This is a genomic window from Streptococcus mitis, from assembly GCF_022137125.1.
In the GTDB taxonomy this organism is placed as follows: Bacteria; Bacillota; Bacilli; order Lactobacillales; family Streptococcaceae; genus Streptococcus; species Streptococcus mitis_CE.
In genome coordinates this window covers 22,642-40,953 of the sequence record NZ_JAKNEQ010000008.1, presented here as the reverse complement: position 1 = coordinate 40,953, position 18,312 = coordinate 22,642, and the positions used below count along the sequence as shown (strand labels likewise).

Sequence of the window (18,312 nt, the reverse complement as noted above, 5' to 3'; positions counted from 1 at the left end):
TACAAGAATTGAACCGAATAAATAGAATAATCATCTCGAAAATCATAAAGAAAAAAACTGCAAGAAACATCTTTCTCACAGTTTTAAAATCATTTAACTCTAAAAACACGAACATTACTCTTTGTTCAAAAATTGATCCAAATAATAACGTAGATAACTTTTCTTGCCCGTAATCATCTGCAGGCGACCTTCCACCCCGTACCGAAGTTTTGCAGCCTGCTCCGAAGTTAGATTAGTCTCCACCTCAATTTTAAAGAAATTCCCTTTCTCAGTCTTAGTGGCTGTCGCATCAATACTTGTAATAATAGAATCTAGGAAAAGTTGATTCTTGGCATCATGAGTCGTCGTATAGCGAACAGAATCACCGACCTTGACTCTTGATACATCTTTTGAGCTTAGATAAGCTGTTAGTTTGGCTTTCCCTTCTTTTTCCAAGGACGGATAGAGTTGGGCTAGTAGAGCCCCCTCTGCTACCATGGTAGAATCACTGGTCTCAGAATTAAGATGAAGCACCCCATCCTCACTAGCCGTAATTTTCCCCTTGTCTAGAAGACTTCCCTGAACCTTCTTGCCTGACTCTGCTTCCAAGATTTTCTGGTCTAGAAGGGTCAATTCCTGACCAACCTTTGCCAAGTGTTGGGATTTGAGAGATTCCAATTGACTGCTTAAACCTGACGCATAGGCTTGCTGGGTACCTGAACCTGCATACTGGACACGGTAAGTAGCAAGACTGGATTCTAACTGAGAGAGCTGTGCTTCTACCTGAGCAACAGCCTGAGCCTTAGATTGCGGATTTTCCTCGCCCTGAGACTTATAGGACTGGTAGAGAGAGTAGGCTAGATTCTGACTGGCCAAGGAAGCACCTGTTTCAATAGCTGACTTAGCTGTCTGGTAATCGCGAATTTTAGCCTCTGTTTGGCTGATGAGGTTGCCGATTTCGGCTTGGGTTTGGCTAGCTGCTGCATTCTGGGATGCAATGGTCTCATTTTGTTGCGATGTACTAGCCCTAAGACTGCCTGCTTGACTGATGTAGTCGCGAAAGGTGGCTTGGTAGCCAAACTTATCCTCCTCTGGAAAGTGGTTCTCCCCTTCTTGCAGGCTCTTTTGCAAATACTCCAATTGCTTTTTCTGATCCTTGAGCATGTCCAACTGACTAGCATAGGCCTCCGCTTGGACACCCTCTGCCCCTTCCTGGTATTGAACCAAAAGATCCCCCTTTTTAACCAGCTTATTTTCTTCCAGATGATTGACAAGAATGCGATTGTTACTAGTTGACTGGATATTTGCAAGGATACGACTAGGCTCTACAGTAGCTCTAGTAGACAAACTCATCTCCTTCTCTGCCAAAGTTGCAAAGCCAAGCAAAAACACGAGCAGAAGGAACATGGGCACAATCACCCGACTGGAAAAATTATGGTAACGACGATTATAAAACTCCGCACTTTCTAAAAATTCTGGTTTCATCCTCTCCTCTTTCTAGCTATTCACCAAATGGGCGTAGAAGCCACCCTGTGCAAGCAAATCAGCATGCTTTCCTTCTTCAACAATCTTGCCCTGATCCAAGACAACAACCTTCTCTGTCCGCTCTGCAATGGTCAAACGGTGGGCAATGAAAATCAAGGTCTTGTCTAAAGCCATGAGATTATCAACAATCCGCTTCTCTGTCAGAATATCCAAACTGCTGGTCGCCTCATCCAAAATCAAGACCGGCGCATCTGTCAAGAGAGCACGCGCCAGAGCGATTCTCTGACGTTGACCACCTGAAATTCCTGCCCCATCCGAAGTCAATTCTGTCTGGTAATTCAGTGGCATACGCTCAATGTCCTCCCGAATCTCTGCCAATTCGACCGCCCGTAAGATATCCTCTTGAGTCGTCCCCTCCTTGGCTCCCAAAAGAAGATTCTCCAAAATCGTTCCGTTAAAGACATAGGGCTGTTGAGGCAGATAGTTAATATACTGGCGCAGAGCCTTTTTATCAATCTGATTGAGATTGACACCACCCAGACTAATCTCCCCTTGACTTGGATCGTAAAAATTAACCATCATCTTGGCCAAGGTCGTCTTACCTGACCCCGAAATCCCCACAAAAGCCACCTTAGAGCCTTGGGGAATGGTCAAATTGATATCCAACAAGACGTCTCGACCATAGCCATACTTGTAGGAAACCTGCTTGAAGGTCATATCTCCCTTCATCAAGCTCAGATCCTCAACTGTTTTCTTCTCCTCAAACTCAGAAGCTACCAGATAAACCTCATTTAGACGGTTATTGGCAACCTGCGCTGTCTGAAGCTTGGTTTGCAGGTTGATGATATTTTCCAAAGGATTGGTAAAGTAAACCAGCAAGGTATTATAGGTAATCAACTGCCCCAAACTCATCTTGCCATCCATGACCAGAACAGCCCCCATCCAGAGAATGCCGACATTGAGCAAGAGATGGGCAACTTTTTTCAGAGCCTTTTGCTGACTCTCTGCCCGACTATAAGTAAAAGATTTTTTCAGATAATCCACAAATTCCTTGTCAATTTTTTGGTAACGCTGACTTTCACTGGTCAAGGACTTAATAGTCTCAATACCGTTGATGTCCTCAATGATAGAAGAAGACAGAACCGCATTGGCTTCCATGGTATCCCGATTCATCTTTTCAAACGGCTTCATAAAAGCAAAGATAATCACTGTGTAGATAGGTAGCGCCAATAAAGTCATGAAAAAGAGATTGGTATTTTGTGAAAATAAAACAAGGGAAATAATGACAACCGTTGACACATCTAGGAAAATCGAAAGAATGGTCGAAGCCAGCGCATCAATGATACTGTTAGCATCCGTGAAACGAGACACGATTTCCCCTGTCCTGCGTGTCGCAAAGAAGGACATAGGCAGGTGAAAAACATGCTTGATATAGGACAAAATCACATCAATCGATAAGCGTTGCCCCAAAACAAGTAAGAGATACTCCTGAGCGTAGGACAAAATCTGCTGGAGAATATAGACGATAACCAGCCCAATAGAAATAATCCCAAGCGTCGAACGCATCTGATCTGGTACATAGGTATCAATGATAGACTGCAGATAATAAGAACCCACAATATTAATCAAGGTTACCAAGAGTGTCGCCAAAACGATATTAGCAATCAAGCCACGCTGCTTCACTAATATAGGGATAAAAGAGAGCAAACCATTCTTTTGATCCTTATGAGGCTTGTAGTCTGGACTAGGTGCCATAAACAGAGTCACTCCTGTCCATTCTTCCGCAAAACGCTCACGTGGCAGTTTAGTCAACTTCACCCCAGGATCTGGATCAGCAATATGAATGCTATCCTTATCCTGCCCAGTCACCACATAGTAGTGGAGTAATTTTCCTTCCTTAAGCACATGAGCAACAAAAGGAAAAGTCAAATCTGGCAAGTCAAAAAGCGTCATATCTGCCTTGATAGCTCGCGTCTCAAAGCCAATCTCCTCTGCCACCTTGACCAAGCCCAAAGCCGTCGTCCCATCCATGGTCGTCTTGGCCAATTCTCGTAAGTGAGCCAAAGAATAGTAACTACCATAGTAGCCAAAAACCATGGCTAATGAAGCTACACCGCAGTCCATCTGATCTACCTGCGGACGATAGTGACGTTTCCCAAATTTCATATTCATCTCCTTTTTCCTAATACTCAATGAAAATCAAAGAGCAAACTAAGAAACTAGCCGCAGGCTGCTCAAAACACTGTTTTGAGGTTGTAGATAGGACTGACGAAGTCAGTCACATATATACGGCAAGGCGACGTTGACGTGGTTTGAATTTGATTTTCGAAGAGTATAAACTCATCTGATAACAATTATCTTACCCCAATCCCCAAACAAAAACTGGACTTCCTCCCCAAATGCGCCTATCTCCCTCCCAAATGCACTTTTTGGATAAAAAATAAGTAGAACAAACGTCCTACCTACTAAAAATATGGTATGAAAGGAAATTGATGTTTTACTGTCACCCTAGGCAAACTTGGAACAAATAAATCATTGATAGTAACATTTATGACATCCTATTTATTACTTCAATTTCTAATGTCCCTGCTATTTCTGAGCCATCTCTGGTATGATCTATTCATGGTCAGAATAGATAACACCGTTCTAAATTACGATTCATCGTTACTCCTTTTAAATTTCAATGCGATGCATTCTTAGATTCTAGCCTAGCTATTTTCAGCGCAGACTAACAAGTCATTCTTAGCTACATACTCTACTTGCTTTCTATTGACCTTATATCCTAGATAAAAGAGCCCAAATAAAACGGGGTAAATTTCTGGATAAAATAGGGTATTGATCGGATTTTTCAAAATCAAATACGTTGCGATGTAGATTATGAGCGATACGATAAAATAACCCTCAGCAAAAGCTAATAAAAATGTTTTCATGCTAGACTCCTATTTACCTGACAAGAATAGCGGAAAAACGCTACCATTCTCATGCACAAAATCCTTTAGATTCATGTTCTTCATTTATAATTTTGATTATTTTTTGACAAATCTTTGCGAAAAATACCAAAATATCCTGCGAAAAGCAAACCAACCAAAGTCCATTGCCAATTAAAGGATACTAACGAACCTGTACGAATCACATGAAGCGCGAGATTAAGAGTTATTCCCAATAAAGGAAATATAGTGGCTAGTTTAGGTAACAATGTATTAAGATTCAGATTGCGGTTATTCATTATCTAACGCCCACGACGAGCCAAATCTGAACCAAATGTGTAACCAGCCCCAAATGCGCCAAATGCAATAGCACTTAGGCCAAATATAATCGAAATAGGTTCAATTCCTCCTTCAATTACTTGCAAATCTTTCTCATCAACTACTTGAAATTTATCCATTCTTTTCTCCTTTACTTCTATATAATAAAATGAATACCATTAAAAATAATGAAATTGTTGGTATATTAAAATCATCAAACCATGTAGGTAAGGGTAGCTTATTCACATCAGCTACCAACCTGATAATTGTATAAGATATTGAACTAAGTAATACCATAAGCTCAGGCCAAATCTTCAGCATTAATTTAACAAATCTCATATATAAATCCAAAATTATGGTCGATTAGCATAATATCCTGCAGCTATGCCGGCACCTGCTGAAGCTGTAGCAAGCGCAGCTACACCTCCAATTAATTTCCAACTAATAACTACACCACCAATAATAATTGGTGCAATTCCCCCATCTACATTCATCAACTCTTCTTCTGTAAGAGCTACAAAGTTCTGTTCCATTTTGTCAAAATTTGTCATCTTTTTCTCCTCTTATTCTATTTTTTCTAAATCTTATCCTCTAAAAAATGGAGTTCCAATAAATACACTACGTAACAATAGACCTGTAATTAAACCCCGTTGATAACTTTCCTTGCTACCACCCACCAGCAAGGCTAAGTCGCTTTCCTTTAATACTTCAATAGTACACTTATCATTCATTTCATTCATCGCTTATCCCCTAAAAACCTAAACCTCTACGAAATCCAACGTACCAATCTGCAAGTGTCTTCGTCCAATTTTCTCCACCTTGAATATCGGTCAATTCTTCCGAAGTCAGCTCAACAAATCCATAATAATGTTCTTTCATTATTTTATTCCTTTCTTTTTTCCCTCTCACTTATCTATTCGAAAAACAATCCGAAAATGAACAACTAAATTAAATTTTATTTAAAAAATAATTTAATGAACCACGGATACAAGATTGGTAGATACATAAACCAGGCTCCTTTCCTTTTCCTCTTACTTATCTATTCGAAAAACAATTCGAAAATAAACAACTAAATCAAATTTTATTTAAAAAATAATTTAATAAACCACGGATACAAGATTGGTAGATACATGAACTAGGCTCCTTTCCTTTTCCTCTTACTTATCTATTCGAAAAAGAAGTCAAAAAAATAAGAATATCAGAAAATTTTCCGACATTCTTATTGATAATTTGATTCAAGTCTAACAGATATTAGACATTGAGATGTTTTTTAAGAGTTCTTCTGGCTGTTCGTGATACGGGGAAGTGCAAGCCTTCTAACAGGGTCACTTCTGTCGCAGTCATCTCTTCAATGGCATGTAAACTGACCAACGTATTGCGATTGGCATAGACAAAGTAATCTTTTTCAGCCTTAGCAGCGATATCCTTGAGACTGCCATAAATGGTCTTGATAGAATGATTGGCATAATAGACCTTGATACGATGGGATTCCACTGAAGTTTCAAAGGCTAAAATCTCATGGTAGGGCAGAGTAAAGCCCCGTCTCCCCTCAAAACTATAGGTGAAGAGACGCATATTTTCCCTCTTATCCACTGCCAGTACATAGTCCAGACAGCGTTCCAGCTGATGACGATAATCCTCCTCAGGCTGATCCTTGGAAATAAAATCCAAGGCAGACAAGTGGTAGCGAAAAGCTAGAGGCAAGGCCTCCGAATGCGTGGACACAAAGACAATGCTTGTAAAAGGATCCCGCTCCCGAACCTGTTGAGCAACCTGAAAGCCCCGTTCACGCTCTCCATCAATCTCTAAATCCAATAAATAGAGTTGGTAATGGTCAAAATACTGAGAATACTTTTCAACATCTCCATAGTTTTTGGCAATATCAATTTCCAATCTCAAATTGCGAGAGCGACCGATATCTAGCAAAGTCTGCTCTATCCGTCCTTGCTGGACTCTATCGTCTTCCAAAACTAAAATTCTCATTCCTCTCCCCCTCGTTTCTCATTCTTAAATGGTAATTCTAAATCTTGTCTAAAAGTCGTTTCTCCTAACTGGGTATCTAAGTTTAAATCATAATGAAAAACCATATCCTCCAAGGTCGCTAAGCCCAGTCCACTGTGGTTTCCCTTTGTCGAATAACCCTTTTGACTGAGAATGCTGGGATTCAGTTCTCCTTTCTTACGAGTGTTTTCAATGATAAAACGAACACTCCTACCATCAGCCAACAAAGCAACCCGAATCTGCGGATTTTCAGCCTCACTGGCTGCTTCTAAAGCATTTGTCGTGAGGATAGAGAGGATACGGATAGCCTCCAACATCGGCAATGCTAGTTCTTCTACGACCCCCACCGTCTCCAAACTAAAATGAATTCCTTGCTTATCAGCCACAATCATGGCTTTTGCCAAGGTATTGCGAATAGCTATATCATGGATATTGTGAAGATTAAAGGCTGTGTAATCTGCCTTTCTCAGCTTTTCATTTGTCTTTAGAAAGACATCTTGATAAATGGTAGACACCTCAGCCATGTCTTGATTGGCTATGGCAGGCTCCATGCTGGCGACAATCCCTGCAAAATCATGACGGAAACCTCGAACTTCATCATAGAGATGACCCAGCTTATCCACCATTCCTTGCAAGGAACGATTTTCATCTTCCTGTCTCTGAATGGTCTGCTCATCACGATAAACCTGCTCCAAATGCTTGATATAAAAGAGCCAAGAGAAAAAGAGAATGAAAATCAGGAGAGAAATGGTCGTGTCAAAACGAACGTAGAAAGAACTATTTCTATTAGTCATGAACGAAGAGAATATCCTAAATACAGTCAGAGGTAGGATAATGAAAAAACTCTTATGATAGTGGGTTTTGAAAGCGTCTGAAAAGAATAAATCCAAATCCAAAGACCAACGTTTCATCATAACTACTGTTAGTACGATAGCTAATAGGGAAAAAGAAGAGTTAACAATCCCATTACCTACTTCTGATAGCATATCTATATCTAACATCCGAATATAGAACAATACCAATAAATAGCGAATACTCTGATAAAAACTAAAAAGATAGAATGAAAGAAATAACGATTCCCCCTTTTTCTTCCTATTCATATAGAAAATAAGGTAAAAAAAGATTAAAACTTCCAAATACATGATTTCAAAAAAAGTTTTACCAGCTATTGCTTGCATCATTAGTAAATAGACTACGTATCTCTTTTTACGAAATTCCGGTGTAATTTGGTAACCTAGATAGATTGGAGGAATTATAATGGAGACTATCAACAATAAAGCAAATAGAGTTTCCTTAATAAAAGTCAAAATCATACTGTCAAATCACGCTCTCTATCAATCTCTAAATCCAATAAATAGAGTTGGTAATGGTCAAAATACTGAGAATACTTTTCAACATCTCCATAGTTTTTGGCAATATCAATTTCCAATCTCAAATTGCGAGAGCGACCGATATCTAGCAAAGTCTGCTCTATCCGTCCTTGCTGGACTCTATCGTCTTCCAAAACTAAAATTCTCATTCCTCTCCCCCTCGTTTCTCATTCTTAAATGGTAATTCTAAATCTTGTCTAAAAGTCGTTTCTCCTAACTGGGTATCTAAGTTTAAATCATAATGAAAAACCATATCCTCCAAGGTCGCTAAGCCCAGTCCACTGTGGTTGTTCTTGGTAGAGTAACCCTTTTGACTGAGAATGCTGGGATTCAGTTCTTCTTTCTTACGAGTGTTTTCAATGATAAAACGGACACTCCTACCATCAGCCAACAAAGCAACCCGAATCTGCGGATTTTCAGCCTCGCTCGCTGCCTCTAAGGCATTTGTCGTGAGGATAGAGAGGATACGGATAGCCTCCAACATCGGCAAAGCCAGCTCTTCGACAACTCCCACCGTCTCCAAACTAAAATGAATTCCCTGCTTATCTGCCACAATCATGGCTTTTGCCAAGGTATTGCGAATAGCTATATCATGGATATTGTGAAGATTAAAGGCTGTGTAATCTGCCTTTCTCAGCTTTTCATTTGTCTTTAGAAAGACATCTTGATAAATGGTAGACACCTCAGCCATGTCTTGATTGGCTATGGCAGGCTCCATGCTGGCGACAATCCCTGCAAAATCATGACGGAAACCTCGAACTTCATCATAGAGATGACCCAGCTTATCCACCATTCCTTGCAAGGAACGATTTTCATCTTCCTGTCTCTGAATGGTCTGCTCATCACGATAAACCTGCTCTAAATGCTTGATGTAAAAAAGCCAAGAGAAAAAGAGAATGAAAATCAGGAGAGAAATGGTCGTGTCAAATCGAACGTAGAAAGGATTACATCCCCCAGACATAATGGATGAAAAAAGTCTGAAACCAAACAATAAGGATAAAATCCACATACTTTTCATCACTAACGATTGAAATTTATCTAAAAATAATATATTGAAATCAATTCCCCATCGTCTTAAAATGACAACAGACAAAAACAACGAAATCAAACTAAATACAGAATTAAATCCACTATGCAAAAAATCAGATAGTTCAGAGTAGTCAAATATCAATCGTATTATAAATGTCAAAACCAAATATCGAATACTTTGATAAAACACAAATAGATAAAGTGCAAGAAAGAGAGCTTCTTTCTTCTTTTTCTTTAACACAATCCAAAATATTATATAAAAGAATAATAAATTGGCAACATGCGAGAAACTCGGAAAAACGAAGGTAGTAAATAGCTTCAAAACTACCAAAAGAAATATAGAACGTTTGTCATAAAATGCTTTAGAGAGTTGACTACCTAAATAAATCGGAGGAGCTAAAATATTGATTAAAATCAATATAAACAATAAAAATTCAAGTAAAATAATCATAAATCCGTTTAATTAACCCATTAGTAGCAAAACACTAGCTTTGCTTTGGGAATAGATATCACCAACTGTAAATATCTTCAAATTGTTCCAATTCTACAAATGTATTTTTCATTTTCATGACAAACTCCTTTTCATAATTTTATATCCTCTCTATCCCCTTATAAATCCACAAAAGGCTTTAGTTTCCTTTTAAAATACAAGAAATCTAAAGCCTCCTGAAAATGGTATATTGGTTAGAGTGTTAATAATTAGTTGTGAAGATATTATTTTTATTTAACCACAACCACTTTATAATATTCGTTTGAGTGTGGAGATTCAATTTTAATTTTTTCACCATATAAACCATCAATTTCTTTATCAAGGAAATTTGAAACTCCTGATGGCAAGCGTTTCATCTTAAGAATTTCACCAGATTGGTCCGCATAGGCTAAAATGTGATGGTGAGTAGTGGTTGCTCCATCATCAATTAATACAAAGTAACCTGTTTTGAGCTTACCTTGCTCATTTTCTAAATAGTATAGTTTATTGTTATTGATTGTAAAGTGGGTAGCTCCAAGACGAAGTCGTGCACCTGGATTTTCTAAATAGACATCATTGCCAACTTTTTTAATCTCTGAATAGGTGGTCATTGCTGGGATATTAACCACACGATGTCCATTTTCATCAAAGTAGTAGCGATTTGGTAAGTTTTGGAAGTTCTGTACAACTGCCTTAGGATTAATTTCTTGTCCTTCTTCTTTATTATCCACTAGAGCTAAGGTAGTATTTGCAACCTCATCTCCATATTTATTAGAAAACTTCTTGAACTCTGGTCTGATATACCAAGCATTTTTTTCAATAATAACATCGTCACCTTTAGCATTTAGCAAATATTCTTGCCCATCTCCAAGTTTGACAATATCATGAATACTGTATCCAGCATCTTTTCTATTTGCTAGATAGCCATCCTTACCAATGACATAACTTTCCCCATCACTGGCTGGAACAGCTCTATCTGCGACCATAGCACCTGATTTTTCAAAGTAAGACCATTTACCATCTATGAACTCCCAACCTGTCATCATAGAACCACTAAAATGAAGATAGTACCATGTAGACCCTTCTTTGTACCAACCTGTACGCATGGCACCACTATTAGCTAGTGAGTACCATGTGTTGCCTTCCTTGTACCAGCCAGTACGCATAGCTCCACTATCTGCTAGTGAATACCATGTATCACCGTCTTTGAGCCATCCTGTCTGCATTTTTCCAGAACCGTCAAAATGGTACCAAGAGCCAGCGTTTTGTACCCATTTATTTTTAGCGAGACTGCCATCTTGAGAAAGATTCCAGTCAGAACCATTTTTAACCCAAGTATCTGCAGCCTGTGCTTGGTTGATAGATAAAAGCAGACCAGCACCTGCAAGCAGACCAAGTGTGAGTAATTTAGATTTTTTCATAGCCATTTCCTCCTTTATTGAATAGTTATAAAAAGATATTTTTCCATCATAAACATTCTACATAACTCCTAATAATCCTTAAGAGTCAACCAACACCTTCTTTCTATCATCATTGCCCACCCCACACCTTTATGATATACTAAATATAAATATTTTCCTAAAACTTCTACTTTTGGAACATTTTTGGAGGCAAAAATATGCGGTGGGATATTGGTTCAGTTTATAAATACATTCGTAAGTCAAAAGGGATTACACAAAATGAGGTCTGTGGTGACTACATTACTCATTCTAACTTATCTAAGTTTGAAAATAATCATTCTACTCCTAGGTATGATACTATGGAGTTGCTTTTGAGGCAAATTGATATGAGTTTCGATGAATTTCATTATATTTGTCAACATTACCAAATGGATTCTCGTAAGAAATTATTTTCAGAATATTATCAAGTCATTTCTTCACCTAATCTAGAAGAAATGAAGACACTGCTATCAAAATGTCAAATTTATCTAGATGAAGTGCAGAATGATATCCCAATAGAACATGCTGTGAAAGAACTAACCATTTTTATAGAAGTGATTGAAAATCAGTTTTCCGATAAAGCTCAAGCCTTGGCTGAGGAGTTATGGAAAGAATTGGAAAAAAGAGATCAGTGGTTCCTCTCAGATTTACGATTGCTAGTGATGATCATTTCCCATTTCCCTATTGATTCACTAGAAATGCTACGTCAAAGACTTGTAAAATCTCTAAATAAATACACAGATTATCGTCCGATTCAAAGTATTCATTACTCCATTCTAGCCAATATGACACGAATGTACCTTGAAGCAGGGAAGAAAGATGACTGTCTATGCTTAATTCAAGAATGTATTGATTTAGCAAAAATATTGAAACGATACGATTTATTAGGTGTAGCTCAAATACGTCTGGGAATCGTTAATGAAAATCATGCTATGATTAATAAAGGATTATCCTTACTCGAATCAACAGATGAAAGTCGATTACTAGAAGAAATGAAAAGAGAAGTTCGTGATTATTATCAAGCAGATTTTTTTGAAACAGAGACCAAACAGTAACTATTACTTTATGAATAAAAGCGAACATGACTTCCTAGTATACAAAGCTGTTCGCTTTTTCGTTTTACTCTGTCAGATAGTTTATTTCACAACAGAAACATTTCCTGTTGAACTGTCGTATCGAACAGTTTCTCCATAAAAACCGGAAATTCCTTTTTCAATATAATCACGGAAATCATTAGGCAAAACTTTCATCTTCACGATTTCACCAGATTCATCTGCATAGCCCAAAATATGGTGATCTTTAGATAATAATCCGTCCATAAACATTATGAAATATCCAGTTACAAGTTTACCATTATAATCATTGGCAGCTCTTAGATAAAGTTTATTGTCATTAATTGTAAATCCAGATATGTCTAGACTAATAACTGGACTTGAGTTTTTAAGATAAAGTTCAGACCCAACTTTTTGAATAGGGAAGTGAGTAGTGAATTCTGGTAGATTCGCAACCTTACGTCCATCTGCTCCAAAGTAATACTTATTTGGTAAGTTTTGGAAATTCTTTATGACAGCTTTAGGATCAATTTCTTCCCCTGGTTTTTTATTATCAGTAATGGCATCTAAAGTATTTCGTTTTATATCGCCAATCTTTTGATAAGAAAAACGTTCAACAATAGGTTTGATATACCAGGCATTCTTTTCGATAACAACTCCATCTTTCTTATGAACAAGGTGATAGTCATAACCATCAGACAAAGTAACGATATCTGTAATAACTGTATCATCAAAAGGATCTTGTTCAACTTCACTTGGAAGTCTGGTTAACATATAACCATCCTTACCAATGACATAACTTTCCCCATCGCTTGCTGGAACAGCTCTATCTGCTACCATAGCACCTGATTTTTCAAAGTAAGACCATTGACCATTTGCAGTCGCCCATCCTGTTGCCATAGCGCCACTGTCTTTGAGGTAATACCATGTAGACCCTTCTTTGTACCAACCTGTGCGCATAGCACCACTATTTGCGAGTGAGTACCAGGTGTTACCTTCCTTGTACCAGCCTGTGCGCATAGCCCCACTATCTGCGAGCGAATACCAAGTGTTACCGTCTTTGAACCAGCCTGTCTGCATTTTACCAGAACCGTCGAAGTGGTACCATGAGCCAGCATTTTGCACCCATTTATTTTTAGCGAGGTTGCCATCTTGAGAAAGATTCCAGTCAGCGCCATTTTTAACCCAAGTATCTGCAGCCTGTGCTTGATTGATAGATAAAAGTAGACCAGCACCTACAAGTAAACCAAATGTGAGTAGTTTAGATTTTTTCATAGCCATTTCCTCCTAAAATAGATAAATCCAAAGCAAGAAAATCCAATAGAAACGAAGTCAAAAGAGATTCCAGGTTCATTAACTTGAACCACTCAGACATCCTAACATTTCCACGAACATAAGATAGAGACTAGTTTATCAAAAGTACATAGCCATCACCTTCTCCCAACTATAAAATAAATCCTCTTTTATATCTACATTATAGTCCTGGAAAAAAGGAAAGTCAATTAAAATTGTGATTATATTAACATTTTTGTTCTAACCAAAATCAAGCTATCTCTTCTTTTGATCTTCATTTCTTATCTCCTTTTTAGAGATTGATTTTTCTGATTTTATTATATCCCTTATTTGTCCTTATATCTCTTCTGTCCCTAGAAAGACTAAATCTGTTCCTAAACGGTCACTTGAACCAAAGAAAAATTCCAAAGCAAATGCCTTGGAACTTCTTATCTTTATTTTGCTTGAATGATTTTAACCACATCTCCTACACTTTGCAGTTGGTCAATTTCCTCATCACTGATTTCGATACTAAATTCATCTTCCAGTGTCAAAATAAACTCCATCAAGTCAACTGAGTCAGCATCCAAATCGTCTTTCAGACTCAAGGATTCTGTCACGACAAAGTCCTCTCCCTGTCGCTCTTGGATAATAGTCACAATACGGTCAAAAATTTCTTTTTCTGTCATCTCTTTTATTCTCCTGAAAATTCACGCGCAGTCTGGGCAACTACGTCTGTTTCTAGCATGGTACGAATCTGGCGTAAACAGCCTTGGCATCACTTGAGCCATGAGTCTTAACAACCGGTGCCTTAACACCAAACAAGACCGCTCCACCAACATCTGAGTAGTTGAGCTGTTTTTTCAAACCTCTGAGGCTATCCTTGAGAAGGAGTGCGCCTAGTTTCGCTCGAAGACCACCACCTGTAATAGCTGTCTTGAGCAAGCCCATGATTCCCATGGCTGTCCCTTCAATGGATTTGAGCACAGCGTTTCCCGTGAAACCATCTGCCACAACAACATCTGCAACGCCATTCATCAAATCACGCGCTTCCACGTTTCCGATAAAGTTTAAACTTTCATCAGCCGCCAGTAATTCATAGGTTTCCTTACGAAGCGGGTCGCCCTTACTATTCTCTGTTCCGTTATTGAGCAAGCCAACGCGTGGTTGCGCAATTCCACGGACATTTTTGGCATAGAAGGAACCTAGAACCGCATATTGATGGAGGTGCTGGGCTGTATTCTCCGCATTGGCACCGAGGTCTAGCATGTCAAAACCTTTTCCATCTACAGTCGGCAAGGTCGACATAAGGCCTGGTCGGTCAATGTTCTTGATACGACCCACGATGAAAAATCCTGCTGCTAGTAAAGCACCTGTATTCCCAGCCGAAAGAACAGCGTCTGCTTCACCCTCTTTGACAGCCTTGGCTGCCAATACCATACTGGCATTTTTCTTCTTCCGAATAGCTCTAGTAGGTTCATCGTCTGAATCAATCTTTTCATCTGTATGGATAATGCTGACGCGCTCTGTCGCTGTCAGATATTGCTTGATTTTAGCTTCATCTCCGTAGAGTTGAACCTCGATATCTGAAAAGTCAGCTAGGGCTTGATTGACACCCTCAACGATGGCCTGAGGTGCGTAATCGCCCCCCATGGCATCTACTGCGATTTTTTTCATTTCTTTTCCTCTTTTAGTAATTGTCCCCAGTCGTATAGGGAATCAATAAATTTCTTTGATTTTAGGTGAATCCCAACGTACTCTTCGTAGAGTTGATCCATAAATTGGCGTAGTTCTTGCTTGATTTCAGACTTGAGCGAAATGGTCTCCAAGGTCTCAAAATCAATGGCTTGAAATTGATTAAGCAGATAAGGGATGTTGGGATTGAGATGGCAACGTCTCTCATCCTCATGATAATGCTCTGGGCAAAGACAGGCTCCATATTTGAAAGAAAAATCAAAAGCCTGACCAACCCGATGACAAAAGGCACACTCATTAAAATTGAGGCTGATCCCAAATCGAGTCAAGATTTGAATTTCAAAAATATTAGTCAAAACCTGATAATCCAAGCCAGCTTCCATCAACTCCAAAGTCTTTTGCAAAAAAGCAAATAAGGGAGCATCCTGCTGATTGTCCTGCAAACTCGCATCTGCAAGAGCCGCTACATAGGTCGCATAGGCCATGACAAAGAGATCACTATTAATCTTAGGAAAGGTCATCACCTCATGATAGTCCTCGATGTAGCTGAGTCCGTCATCATTAATTCGCAAGAGAAATCGTGCCAACACCAAGGGCTGAATAACAGGAGCTAGCTTAGACTGACCAGCGTGTTTGACGAAAAACATGCGCTTGCCAGCCTGCTCTGTAAAAATCTTGACTAGCTTGTCATCCTCACGAAAATTGCGATTGTAGAGCACCAAGCCTTGACTCGTGATTGACTGAATCATGCTTCTCTCATGTACTCCTCAAGTCGTTTCATTGCTTCTTTGATAGTCTCCATGCTGGCTGCATAAGACAGGCGAACATAACCTTCTCCATAACGCCCAAAGGCAGCACCAGGGATAAAGGCAACAGCCTTCTTCTGAGCAAAATCCTTCAGAAAAGCAAAGGAGTCTTGATTGTAGCCCGCTGGAATCTTAGCAAAGATATAGAAGGCACCGTCTGGTTTGATAATCTCAAAACCAAGAGCAGTCATTTTCTCGATAATATAGTCCCGACGCTGGATGTATTCCTTCTTCATAGGTTCCGCATCATTTTTACCAGCCGTCAAAGCTTCTACCGCAGCATGTTGAGCCATGGTATTTGCGGCAGTAACCAAGTACTGGTGACTCTTGATCAACTGGGCTGTAAAGGCCGCAGGAGCGAAAATCAGACCCAAACGCCAACCGGTCATGGCATGTGATTTAGATAGACCATTGATAATAATAGCCTGATCTCTCAGCATAGTTCCTAGAGACACATGGGCTTCCCCTGTATAGGTCAATTCTGAGTAGACCTCATCACAGACAACGAAAATCTCATACTTGCGTAAAACAGCTGCCAAAGCTTCCAACTGCTCCCGATTGTAGGTAATTCCTGTCGGATTAGCTGGATAGTTGAGAATAACCGCCTTGAGCTTGTCACCTTGCTCCAAAATAGCCTTCTCCAACATCTCAGGAGTCAAGACAAAACCATTTTCAGTCGTATCAATCTCGACAATCTCTGCCCCAACTAGATTGACAATTGGCTCATAACCCGGATAAGCAGGAGCTGGCAAGAGCACCTTGTCTCCCTCTTCCAAAATAGCTGTCAAAGTAGCAGATAAAGCCTCTGTCGCCCCAATTGTAACCAAGATTTCATTTTCAGGAGCATAGTCCAGTTGGTACTTTTCCTTAACAAAATCACTGGCCGCCTGACGTAAGGTCAGCAGACCACTCATCCCTGTATAGTAGGATTGGTTCTGGTCAATCGCCCGCTTGGCCGCCTCCTTAACATGATCTGGCGTTGTAAAATCAGGTTCCCCCAAGGTCAAACGCAAGACCCCAGGAATCTCCGAAATAGCCTGGTCAAACTGACGAATCAACGAAACTTGAATCTTATCTAACTGTTTATTAAAGCGCTTAGTTAAGTCCATAGATACCTCCTACTGTCAAAACGTATCTCTATTATACTACAAAAGCCCCCCGACCGCAAAAATACATGATAGAATAACGCTAGCATAACAAATTGAAGTATTTAAAATGAATTTATTGCAACTCTACTAACGGACTTAGTTTGGATTAGATAAGCGCGACAAAAAATACCAGAGGTGGAGCTCTAGTATCTTTGTTTTTTGCCAAGACTTCGTTACAGTTCTTGTAAGATTATTATCACATGATTAGCACTACTTGTCAAATAATTGTTAGCTCCACTTTCTATTTTACTTTTCCTGTTTACAGGTCTATAATGGTAACAGATTCTATTTGGAGGTTTTTATGTCATTTCTATCAAAAAATGGAGCAGGCATCTTGGCCTGCCTTCTCATTTCCATCATATCTTGGTACTTAGGAGGATTCTTCCCTGTCATTGGCGCGCCTGTCTTTGCGATTTTCATAGGCATGCTTCTTCATCCCTTTCTCTCATCCTATAAACAACTGGATGCGGGATTGACCTTTAGTTCTAAAAAATTGCTCCAGTATGCCGTTATCTTGCTTGGTTTTGGTCTCAATATCTCGCAAGTCTTCGCGGTTGGACAATCTTCACTCCCTGTCATCCTGTCCACCATTTCAATAGCCTTGATTGTTGCCTACCTCTTCCAACGTTTCTTTGCACTAGACACAAAACTGGCTACCTTGATTGGAGTTGGATCTTCGATCTGCGGTGGTTCTGCCATTGCGGCGACAGCGCCCATTATCCATGCCAAAGAAAAGGAAGTAGCCCAAGCCATTTCCGTTATCTTTTTCTTCAATGTCCTGGCTGCACTCATCTTTCCAACTCTAGGAACCTGGCTTCACTTATCAAATGAAGGCTTCGCCCTCTTTGCAGGAACTGCAGTCAACGATACTTCCTCTGTAACAGCCACAGCCAGCGCCTGGGACAATCTCTACCAGACTAATACCCTCGAATCCGCAACCATTGTCAAACTTACGCGGACTCTGGCTATCATTCCCATCACTCTCTTTCTCTCCTACTGGCAAAGTCGCCAACAAGAAAATAAGCAAGGATTGCAACTGAAAAAAGTCTTCCCACTTTTTATCCTTTACTTTATCCTTGCCTCTCTCCTAACTACCCTACTGACCTCTCTTGGTGTGTCTAGTAGTTTCTTTACCCCTCTCAAACAACTCTCTAAATTCCTCATTATCATGGCCATGAGCGCTATCGGTCTCAAAACAAATCTGGTCGCCATGGTCAAATCTAGCGGAAAATCCATTGTCCTCGGAGCCATTTGCTGGATATCCATCATTCTCACCAGTCTCGGTATGCAGACCCTTATCGGTATTTTCTAACACAAAAGGT

General features: G+C 39.5%; 19 protein-coding genes and 1 pseudogene. 2 read left to right on the top strand and 18 right to left on the bottom strand.

Going from position 1 to position 18,312, the window contains the following annotated elements; all coding sequences use genetic code 11:
- Positions 1-114: 114 nt before the first annotated feature.
- The 13 genes from comB to L0P31_RS07815 all read right to left on the bottom strand — a co-directional run bounded on the left by comB (position 115) and on the right by L0P31_RS07815 (position 10,999).
- Complete coding sequence (gene comB, locus L0P31_RS07875; RefSeq protein WP_238096407.1) at positions 115-1,464, bottom strand: competence pheromone export protein ComB; 1,350 nt, start codon at positions 1,462-1,464, stop codon at positions 115-117.
- 12 nt (positions 1,465-1,476) lie between these two features.
- A complete protein-coding gene (comA, locus tag L0P31_RS07870; protein WP_049502332.1) occupies positions 1,477-3,630 on the bottom strand; it encodes a peptide cleavage/export ABC transporter ComA in 2,154 nt (717 codons plus the stop codon).
- A 542-nt stretch (positions 3,631-4,172) separates the two neighbouring features.
- On the bottom strand, positions 4,173-4,394 hold the full coding sequence (locus L0P31_RS07865) for a hypothetical protein (protein ID WP_049502334.1): 222 nt from the start codon (positions 4,392-4,394) through the stop codon (positions 4,173-4,175).
- A gap of 80 nt (positions 4,395-4,474) precedes the next feature.
- A complete protein-coding gene (locus L0P31_RS07860) occupies positions 4,475-4,690 on the bottom strand; it encodes a bacteriocin immunity protein (RefSeq protein WP_080673747.1) in 216 nt (71 codons plus the stop codon).
- Positions 4,691-4,693: 3 nt separating this feature from the next.
- The gene (locus L0P31_RS07855; RefSeq protein ID WP_000357248.1) at positions 4,694-4,849 is read right to left on the bottom strand and encodes a smi_0061 family bacteriocin-like peptide; all 156 of its coding nucleotides are present in this window, start codon (positions 4,847-4,849) and stop codon (positions 4,694-4,696) included.
- Positions 4,850-5,062: 213 nt separating this feature from the next.
- Entirely contained in the window at positions 5,063-5,260 is a 198-nt protein-coding gene (locus L0P31_RS07850) for a class IIb bacteriocin, lactobin A/cerein 7B family (protein WP_049502335.1), read from the bottom strand.
- Between the two features lie 33 nt (positions 5,261-5,293).
- Positions 5,294-5,449 (bottom strand): hypothetical protein, encoded by a 156-nt coding sequence (locus L0P31_RS07845; protein ID WP_049499436.1) that lies wholly within the window; start codon positions 5,447-5,449, stop codon positions 5,294-5,296.
- Between the two features lie 10 nt (positions 5,450-5,459).
- Complete coding sequence (locus L0P31_RS07840; protein WP_049499438.1) at positions 5,460-5,588, bottom strand: smi_0059.1 family bacteriocin-like peptide; 129 nt, start codon at positions 5,586-5,588, stop codon at positions 5,460-5,462.
- Positions 5,589-5,960: 372 nt separating this feature from the next.
- Positions 5,961-6,692, bottom strand: coding sequence for a response regulator transcription factor (locus tag L0P31_RS07835; RefSeq protein ID WP_049502337.1), 732 nt, complete (start codon positions 6,690-6,692; stop codon positions 5,961-5,963).
- Complete coding sequence (locus L0P31_RS07830) at positions 6,689-7,696, bottom strand: GHKL domain-containing protein (protein ID WP_238096405.1); 1,008 nt, start codon at positions 7,694-7,696, stop codon at positions 6,689-6,691. The genes L0P31_RS07835 and L0P31_RS07830 overlap by 4 nt, the downstream gene beginning before the upstream one ends.
- Positions 7,697-8,019: 323 nt before the next feature.
- On the bottom strand, positions 8,020-8,229 hold the full coding sequence (locus L0P31_RS07825; protein ID WP_238096403.1) for a response regulator: 210 nt from the start codon (positions 8,227-8,229) through the stop codon (positions 8,020-8,022).
- Complete coding sequence (locus L0P31_RS07820) at positions 8,226-9,098, bottom strand: GHKL domain-containing protein (protein WP_238096401.1); 873 nt, start codon at positions 9,096-9,098, stop codon at positions 8,226-8,228. Before L0P31_RS07820 ends, L0P31_RS07825 begins: the two co-directional genes overlap by 4 nt.
- 731 nt (positions 9,099-9,829) lie before the next feature.
- The gene (locus tag L0P31_RS07815) at positions 9,830-10,999 is read right to left on the bottom strand and encodes a PspC-like choline-binding domain-containing protein (protein ID WP_238096400.1); all 1,170 of its coding nucleotides are present in this window, start codon (positions 10,997-10,999) and stop codon (positions 9,830-9,832) included.
- A 197-nt stretch (positions 11,000-11,196) separates the two neighbouring features.
- On the opposite strand from L0P31_RS07815, the gene L0P31_RS07810 reads away from it, so the two are divergent.
- A complete protein-coding gene (locus L0P31_RS07810) occupies positions 11,197-12,072 on the top strand; it encodes a helix-turn-helix domain-containing protein (protein WP_238096398.1) in 876 nt (291 codons plus the stop codon).
- 81 nt (positions 12,073-12,153) lie between these two features.
- Here L0P31_RS07810 and L0P31_RS07805 read toward each other — a convergent pair whose 3' ends face one another.
- The 5 genes and pseudogenes from L0P31_RS07805 to L0P31_RS07785 form a co-directional block, all read right to left on the bottom strand.
- A complete protein-coding gene (locus L0P31_RS07805; RefSeq protein WP_238096396.1) occupies positions 12,154-13,344 on the bottom strand; it encodes an N-acetylmuramoyl-L-alanine amidase family protein in 1,191 nt (396 codons plus the stop codon).
- A gap of 452 nt (positions 13,345-13,796) precedes the next feature.
- Positions 13,797-14,030, bottom strand: a complete 234-nt coding sequence (locus tag L0P31_RS07800) for an acyl carrier protein (RefSeq protein WP_000136448.1) — start codon at positions 14,028-14,030, stop codon at positions 13,797-13,799.
- Positions 14,031-14,035: 5 nt separating this feature from the next.
- Positions 14,036-15,018, bottom strand: a pseudogene (plsX, locus tag L0P31_RS07795) (phosphate acyltransferase PlsX).
- On the bottom strand, positions 15,015-15,785 hold the full coding sequence (gene recO / locus L0P31_RS07790) for a DNA repair protein RecO (RefSeq protein WP_238096394.1): 771 nt from the start codon (positions 15,783-15,785) through the stop codon (positions 15,015-15,017). Before recO ends, plsX begins: the two are co-directional and overlap by 4 nt.
- Entirely contained in the window at positions 15,782-16,951 is a 1,170-nt protein-coding gene (locus tag L0P31_RS07785) for a pyridoxal phosphate-dependent aminotransferase (protein WP_153224198.1), read from the bottom strand. The genes recO and L0P31_RS07785 overlap by 4 nt, the downstream gene beginning before the upstream one ends.
- 340 nt (positions 16,952-17,291) lie before the next feature.
- On the opposite strand from L0P31_RS07785, the gene L0P31_RS07780 reads away from it, so the two are divergent.
- Positions 17,292-18,302 (top strand): YeiH family protein, encoded by a 1,011-nt coding sequence (locus L0P31_RS07780; RefSeq protein WP_238096392.1) that lies wholly within the window; start codon positions 17,292-17,294, stop codon positions 18,300-18,302.
- Positions 18,303-18,312: the final 10 nt, after the last annotated feature.

Excerpts from the sequence above, each read along its gene's own strand:
- comB (WP_238096407.1), bottom strand. The coding sequence starts at position 1,464 with ATGAAACCAGAATTTTTAGAAAGTGCGGAGTTTTATAATCGTCGTTAC.
- comA (WP_049502332.1), bottom strand. The coding sequence starts at position 3,630 with ATGAAATTTGGGAAACGTCACTATCGTCCGCAGGTAGATCAGATGGAC.
- L0P31_RS07865 (WP_049502334.1), bottom strand. The coding sequence starts at position 4,394 with ATGAAAACATTTTTATTAGCTTTTGCTGAGGGTTATTTTATCGTATCG.
- L0P31_RS07860 (WP_080673747.1), bottom strand. The coding sequence starts at position 4,690 with ATGAATAACCGCAATCTGAATCTTAATACATTGTTACCTAAACTAGCC.
- L0P31_RS07855 (WP_000357248.1), bottom strand. The coding sequence starts at position 4,849 with ATGGATAAATTTCAAGTAGTTGATGAGAAAGATTTGCAAGTAATTGAA.
- L0P31_RS07850 (WP_049502335.1), bottom strand. The coding sequence starts at position 5,260 with ATGACAAATTTTGACAAAATGGAACAGAACTTTGTAGCTCTTACAGAA.
- L0P31_RS07845 (WP_049499436.1), bottom strand. The coding sequence starts at position 5,449 with ATGAATGAAATGAATGATAAGTGTACTATTGAAGTATTAAAGGAAAGC.
- L0P31_RS07840 (WP_049499438.1), bottom strand. The coding sequence starts at position 5,588 with ATGAAAGAACATTATTATGGATTTGTTGAGCTGACTTCGGAAGAATTG.
- L0P31_RS07835 (WP_049502337.1), bottom strand. The coding sequence starts at position 6,692 with ATGAGAATTTTAGTTTTGGAAGACGATAGAGTCCAGCAAGGACGGATA.
- L0P31_RS07830 (WP_238096405.1), bottom strand. The coding sequence starts at position 7,696 with ATGCTATCAGAAGTAGGTAATGGGATTGTTAACTCTTCTTTTTCCCTA.
- L0P31_RS07825 (WP_238096403.1), bottom strand. The coding sequence starts at position 8,229 with ATGAGAATTTTAGTTTTGGAAGACGATAGAGTCCAGCAAGGACGGATA.
- L0P31_RS07820 (WP_238096401.1), bottom strand. The coding sequence starts at position 9,098 with ATGAAAAGTATGTGGATTTTATCCTTATTGTTTGGTTTCAGACTTTTT.
- L0P31_RS07815 (WP_238096400.1), bottom strand. The coding sequence starts at position 10,999 with ATGAAAAAATCTAAATTACTCACACTTGGTCTGCTTGCAGGTGCTGGT.
- L0P31_RS07810 (WP_238096398.1), top strand. The coding sequence starts at position 11,197 with ATGCGGTGGGATATTGGTTCAGTTTATAAATACATTCGTAAGTCAAAA.
- L0P31_RS07805 (WP_238096396.1), bottom strand. The coding sequence starts at position 13,344 with ATGAAAAAATCTAAACTACTCACATTTGGTTTACTTGTAGGTGCTGGT.
- L0P31_RS07800 (WP_000136448.1), bottom strand. The coding sequence starts at position 14,030 with ATGACAGAAAAAGAAATTTTTGACCGTATTGTGACTATTATCCAAGAG.
- recO (WP_238096394.1), bottom strand. The coding sequence starts at position 15,785 with ATGATTCAGTCAATCACGAGTCAAGGCTTGGTGCTCTACAATCGCAAT.
- L0P31_RS07785 (WP_153224198.1), bottom strand. The coding sequence starts at position 16,951 with ATGGACTTAACTAAGCGCTTTAATAAACAGTTAGATAAGATTCAAGTT.
- L0P31_RS07780 (WP_238096392.1), top strand. The coding sequence starts at position 17,292 with ATGTCATTTCTATCAAAAAATGGAGCAGGCATCTTGGCCTGCCTTCTC.